Source organism: aff. Roholtiella sp. LEGE 12411 (genome assembly GCF_015206995.1).
GTDB lineage: Bacteria > Cyanobacteriota > Cyanobacteriia > Cyanobacteriales > Nostocaceae > Komarekiella.
Genome location: NZ_JADEXR010000064.1, coordinates 24,614 through 30,613 on the forward strand (window position 1 = coordinate 24,614; position 6,000 = coordinate 30,613).

A 6,000-nucleotide genomic window follows, 5' to 3' on the forward strand; every position below is an offset into this window, starting at 1 on the left:
TAATATCATTAATTTTAATTATTACTTAATAATTCTTAATTATTTTGCACTTAAAGTAGTCCGTAACGATTGAGGTAAATACTGGATTAGTCTCATAGCTCATGCAAATTACTGGTAATACTCGAATTTAAAGATGTTGCACTAGCCAGCTAAAAGCACTTTGAGGGAGACATAATCCAGCAAGATGAGTTATACCAAGTTGCATTCAGTCGGAGTCACAGAAAAGAACTCAGGATTCAAAACATAGTTTCTCCTAACTCTTGACTCTTAAGAAATTAAATTTGAGGTAATAATGAGACACGAAAAACTTTCTCCCGGATTACTTTTGGCATATCAGGACTATCAAAGTGAAGGAGAGCCAGCTTTAATTACGCACAAGCGATCGCTTGGTATAGTTACCTCTAAAAGCATCGTTAAGCCTACTAAGAGCGTTATTTTTATCTACTGCGATGATGAAGCAGACTTAAGTGCCTTATCACAATATGGTATTCAAGTCAATCAAAGCACAGGAAGTGTGCGGACAGCTTACTTACCGATAGATGGTCTAGATGCTTTATCTGAAGAAACTGCTGTACAGCGTATCAAACCATCGCGCAAACTTAAGCTAGCAATGGACGTTGCACCTGGAGCAGTCCACATACCAGATTTTAAGAGCAAAACTGGATTAACCGGTAAAGGAGTCATCATCGGCATTATAGACAGTGGTATTGACCCAAAGCACCCCGCCTTTGATGGGCGGATTTTACGCATTTGGGATCAAACACTGCCAGGCCCAGGAGTAATAGAGGGCAGCTATGGGGCTGAACTTACCGGAGCACAGCTGACAATCTCCCAAGATACTGACGGTCATGGTACTCACGTTGCTGGAATTGCCGCCGGTGCTGATACCACTTATGGTGGTGTAGCACCAGACGCAGAGTTGGTTATTATCAAGACTGACTTGCAAGATGCCCATATTGCCGATGGCGTTCGCTACATTTTCCGAGTAGCAAGTGAGTTAGGACGCCCTGCTGTAGTGAATCTCAGCTTAGGTGGACACGCCGATGCCCACGATGGTAGCGACTCCCTATCAAAAATCATTGATGCCGAAACTGGCCCTGGACGGATTGTTTGCTGTGCAGCTGGGAACGAGGGGAACGACAATATTCATGGTCAAGCAACCATACCCGCCAAATGTACGCGTGGTATGCGTTTTAATGTTCCTCTAAATCAAGTAGGTATAGTTTGGTTAAATGCTTGGTATTCCAGGAACAGTGAGTTGGAAGTGTCGGTGCGCGGCCCTAATGGTTTTGTCACGCCCTTTCAAAAAGTTATTGCTAATGGCAATCCCACACAGGATTACGATTTGCCAGATGCACAGGTACAAGTGGCGACACCAGGGGCTGATCCAGTTAATGGCGATCATAATTTCTTTGTCCAAGTTCGTGGTAAAGGCAAGATGCCAGTACAAGGAGGTATTTGGCAACTACGGGTACGTAACATTTCCTCAAACAACACCTGTTTAGATGTGTGGACATTAGATGATTCGTCGTCGGTGTTTTTCACAGGTACGAGCGTTAAGGACTCAGTGAAAATTGGAGCACCAGGAGCTGCTACCAGTGCGGTTACAGTAGCTGCCTATACTACTAAATGTAATTACACAGATATTGATGCTCAGGCGCGAGAAATGGGCATGGAATTACATGGCATTTCTGAGTTCAGTAGTGAAGGGCCTCTGCGGAATAAGGTGCAAAAGCCGGATGTGGCAGCACCGGGAGCGATGATTATTTCTACGCTTTCCTCTAATGCCAGTTTTGACCGTTCGATGACGGTTAATTCCAAGTTTGTAGCTTTAGCTGGTACAAGCATGGCGACACCGTTCGTCACCGGCTTAATAGCACTGCTGTTACAGCGTGACTCCAAGCTTGATCCGGCTGCTGTCAAAGAATTGCTACGTAAAAATAGTTCTATTCCCGGAAAAGCCGCAGGAACATTTGATAACAAATGGGGCTATGGAGTGATTAATGCATTAAATCTGTAATTAGACTGAGAAGCGGGTATATCTACGTCTGTACAAGGGTAGGCAATGATGACCTATAAATTTGATAGGTTGATTGTATAGCAAGCTCACAAGTGCCTGCCCTTTTACCAAGGAACTGCTGATGAATTATGAGAAGCTAGACACGGCTCTTGCCACAGCGCTAAATAATGTTCAAGACGCAGAAGAACAGAGTTTGACAGTTTTCATCCATACTGAATCAATTACAGACCCAGCTGCAACTGCCATTTTAGAAAGCTTGGGCGTCGGCGGTGTCACCAATGGTCAAGATGTTTTTACTGCAACACTTTCACCTAATGCCATCTCGCAATTATCAGAGCAACCTTGGGTACAGTATCTAACACTGTCGCAAAAATTGCGTTTGGTTAAGAGGAGGAGATAGTTGAGTACAGGTTGATTATTTACCAAATTTAGCGATCGCTCCCCAAATTTTCCGACTCCTTGATACAAATGTTCTAACTTGTTAGCTATTGCCAGTACCATTCGTAACCAATAACATTTTGTAAAATTCACTTATTATAATCTTCAATCTTCTCTTACCAGCTGCCACATACAGTCCTAAACTGAAGATGAGAGTTGAAAGGCAGTCGGGAGAATTTTTGTGAAAAAGGTATTATCAATCATTCTTGGCGGTGGTGCGGGTACTAGGCTTTATCCGTTAACCAAACTCCGCGCTAAGCCAGCAGTACCAGTAGCAGGGAAGTACCGCTTAATCGATATCCCAGTCAGTAACTGCATAAATTCCGAAATATTCAAAATCTATGTCCTGACACAATTTAACTCAGCTTCTTTAAATCGTCACATTGCCCGTACCTACAACTTTACCGGCTTCAGCGATGGGTTTGTAGAAGTCTTAGCTGCACAACAAACGCCAGAAAACCCCAACTGGTTTCAAGGTACAGCCGATGCTGTGCGCCAGTACCTATGGCTGATGGAAGAATGGGATGCAGAAGAATATCTGATCCTCTCAGGTGATCATCTTTACCGGATGGATTACCGTTTATTTATCCAGCGCCACAAAGAAACGGGTGCTGATATTACTCTCTCAGTTATCCCCATCGACGAACGCCGCGCCTCAGACTTTGGTTTGATGAAAATTGACGATTCCGGTAGGGTGATTGACTTTAGCGAAAAACCCAAAGGCGACGCTTTAACCAAAATGCGTGTCGATACCAGCGTACTGGGATTAACAAAAGAACAAGCCCAATTACAGCCATACATTGCCTCAATGGGGATTTATGTCTTTAAGAAAGATGTTTTGTTCAAGTTGCTGAGAGAATCTATAGAACGGACTGATTTTGGCAAAGAAATTATTCCTGATGCCAGTAAAGATTACAACGTTCAAGCATACTTATTTGATGACTACTGGGAAGATATTGGAACAATCGAGGCATTTTATCATGCAAATTTAGAACTGACTCGCCAACCACAACCACCCTTTAGTTTTTATGACGAAAAAGCACCAATTTATACCCGTCCTCGTTATCTACCACCCAGTAAACTTTTAGATTGCCACATCACAGAAGCGATTATTGGCGAAGGTTGTATTTTGAAAAACTGCCGTATTCAACATTCAGTTTTAGGAGTGCGATCGCGGATTGAATCTGGTTGCATCATTGAAGAGTCCCTACTCATGGGTGCAGATTTTTATCAACCTTATGTAGAACGCCAATGTAGCTTGGAAAAAGGTAATATTCCCGTAGGCATTGGTACGGACACGATCATCCGCCGTGCCATCGTCGATAAAAACGCTCGCATCGGTCATGATGTCAAGATTATCAATAAAGATAATGTGCAAGAAGCTGACCGCGAAAGTCAAGGTTTCTACATTCGCAGTGGCATTGTTGTTGTGCTGAAAAATGCTGTGATTCATGATGGGACTATTATTTAGTCAAGAGTCAAGGGTCAAGAGTCAAGGGTCAAGGGTCAAGAGTCAAGACTGAATAATTTGGACTTTGGACTGTTAACTCATGACTCAACTCTTTTTGCTGATTGGTCTTCCTGGTAGTGGTAAGTCAACTTTGGCAAAACAATTAATGGCAAAATGCCCCCAAATGCAGCTAATTTCTACAGATGTCATTCGGGGGCAACTGTTTGGTTCACAGGCGATTCAGGGGTCATGGCTGCTGATTTGGCGTGAGATTCAGTGGCAGTTTCAGCAAGCGATCGCCGCAGATAGTACGGCAATTTATGATGCTACCAACGCCCAGCGACGCCATCGCCGTGAACTCATCACCCTAGCTCAGGATGTGGGCTTTACTCATATAACTGGGATTTGGGTGGACACGCCAGTTTGGCTGTGTTTGACACGCAATAAAAGGCGATCGCGCCAGGTTCCTGAAGAAATCATCTTGCGGATGTACCGTCAACTCCGGGATGCTCCCCCAAGCTTAGAAGAAGGAATAAACAGCCTAATTCACCTCAAACATTGACGGGAGTACGGGAATTGCGCTGACATGTTGAGCGAGAACCACACTTGATTTTCTGTATTGTTTGTTAATTTAAAATCAGAGTTTTTGTTTGGCATTATACCTGGCAAACAACAAATCTCACATCGTAAAAAAATATAACGGGAATTTCTATAGGAGGCTGGTAGATGGCTGCAACTGACTTTAAAGACTATTACGCAATTTTGGGAGTTAGTAAGACTGCCAGTCCAGAGGAAATTAAACAAGCCTTTCGTAAACTAGCTCGCAAATTTCACCCTGATGTTAACCCAAACAACAAACAGGCTGAAGCACGCTTTAAAGAAGTTAACGAAGCCTACGAAGTTTTATCAGACACAGACAAACGCAAAAAATATGACCAATTTGGTCAATATTGGAAACAGGCTGGTGAAGGTTTTCCACCTGGTGGTGTCGGCGTTGATATGGGTGGCTTTGACTTCAGTCAATACGGCAATTTTGATGAATTCATCAATGAGTTGCTAGGGCGTTTTGGTGGTAGTACCCCTCGTAATGGGCGACAAAGCTACTCTTACCGCACTTCTACAGGAGCGCCAAATGGTTTTGGTGGCTTTAACGATTTTGGTTTTCAAGATACAGGTGGGGGCGCAATCCAAGATAGTGAAGCTGCGATCGCTCTTACTTTTTCAGAAGCGTTTCATGGTGTGCAAAAGCGCTTTAGTTTAGGCAATGAAACATTAGATGTTCGTATCCCCGCAGGAGCTAAACCGGGTAATCGTCTGCGTGTGCGCGGTAAAGGTCAAATCAACCCAATGACCCAACAACGGGGAGATTTATACTTAAAGGTTGAGTTACAGCCGCACTCGTTCTTCCAAATTGAAGGCGATAATCTTGTGTGTGAAGTAGCAATCACCCCAGATGAAGCCACTCTAGGAGCATCTATTGATGTACCCACACCCGATGGTACAGTTAATGTCAAGTTGCCTGCTGGGGTGCGTTCTGGTCAATCCCTGCGATTGCGTGGTAAAGGTTGGCCGCTAGCCAAGGGTGGACGTGGCGATCAGTTTGTGAAGGTGGCAATCATTCCACCAAAAGAACTTAGCCAACAAGAGCGGGAGTATTATGAAAAAATTCGGGCTATACGTACTTATAATCCCCGGAGTCATTTGCAGCAAGTCAAGCTTTGACACTCCCCGGCATAAATGCACGGGGATTCTTGAATCTAAGACATAACTTGCTCAATCAGGCTTTCGCCAAAAAGAGTAGAGGTTTCATCTCCGCAAGCGTTGCCTACATCTAGTGCAGAGGTTCCGATATGCCCTACCGTACCCAATCCTCGACTAAGGATATTTCTAGCTGCGTTTTCATCCCTATCCATCACACATCCACACGAACATACATGGGTTCTAGTGGATAGTGTTTTCTTGACTATGACACCGCAGCTAGAGCATTCTTGACTAGTGTATTGCGGATTAACCGCAACCGTGACCCGTTTAAATACTTTTCCAAAGTATTCAACCCAGACACGAAACTGATACCAAGATGCGTCATTAATAG

General features: G+C 43.9%; 6 protein-coding genes. 5 read left to right on the top strand and 1 reads right to left on the bottom strand.

Annotated elements, in window-relative coordinates; genetic code table 11:
* Positions 1-292 precede the first annotated feature (292 nt).
* The 5 genes from IQ246_RS15700 to IQ246_RS15720 all read left to right on the top strand — a co-directional run bounded on the left by IQ246_RS15700 (position 293) and on the right by IQ246_RS15720 (position 5,630).
* On the top strand, positions 293-2,020 hold the full coding sequence (locus IQ246_RS15700) for a S8 family serine peptidase (RefSeq protein ID WP_194004279.1): 1,728 nt from the start codon (positions 293-295) through the stop codon (positions 2,018-2,020).
* A gap of 121 nt (positions 2,021-2,141) precedes the next feature.
* Positions 2,142-2,420 carry a hypothetical protein gene (locus tag IQ246_RS15705; protein WP_194004280.1) on the top strand — a complete coding sequence of 93 codons (279 nt, stop codon included), beginning with the start codon at positions 2,142-2,144 and terminating at the stop codon, positions 2,418-2,420.
* A 219-nt stretch (positions 2,421-2,639) separates the two neighbouring features.
* Positions 2,640-3,929, top strand: coding sequence for a glucose-1-phosphate adenylyltransferase (locus tag IQ246_RS15710; protein WP_194004281.1), 1,290 nt, complete (start codon positions 2,640-2,642; stop codon positions 3,927-3,929).
* A 79-nt stretch (positions 3,930-4,008) separates the two neighbouring features.
* A complete protein-coding gene (locus IQ246_RS15715) occupies positions 4,009-4,470 on the top strand; it encodes an AAA family ATPase (RefSeq protein ID WP_194004282.1) in 462 nt (153 codons plus the stop codon).
* Positions 4,471-4,634: 164 nt separating this feature from the next.
* Positions 4,635-5,630 carry a DnaJ C-terminal domain-containing protein gene (locus IQ246_RS15720; protein WP_194004283.1) on the top strand — a complete coding sequence of 332 codons (996 nt, stop codon included), beginning with the start codon at positions 4,635-4,637 and terminating at the stop codon, positions 5,628-5,630.
* 35 nt (positions 5,631-5,665) lie between these two features.
* On the opposite strand, the gene IQ246_RS15725 is transcribed toward IQ246_RS15720, so the two are convergent.
* On the bottom strand, positions 5,666-6,000 hold a 335-nt coding region (locus IQ246_RS15725), incomplete at its 5' end, for a zinc ribbon domain-containing protein (RefSeq protein ID WP_194004284.1).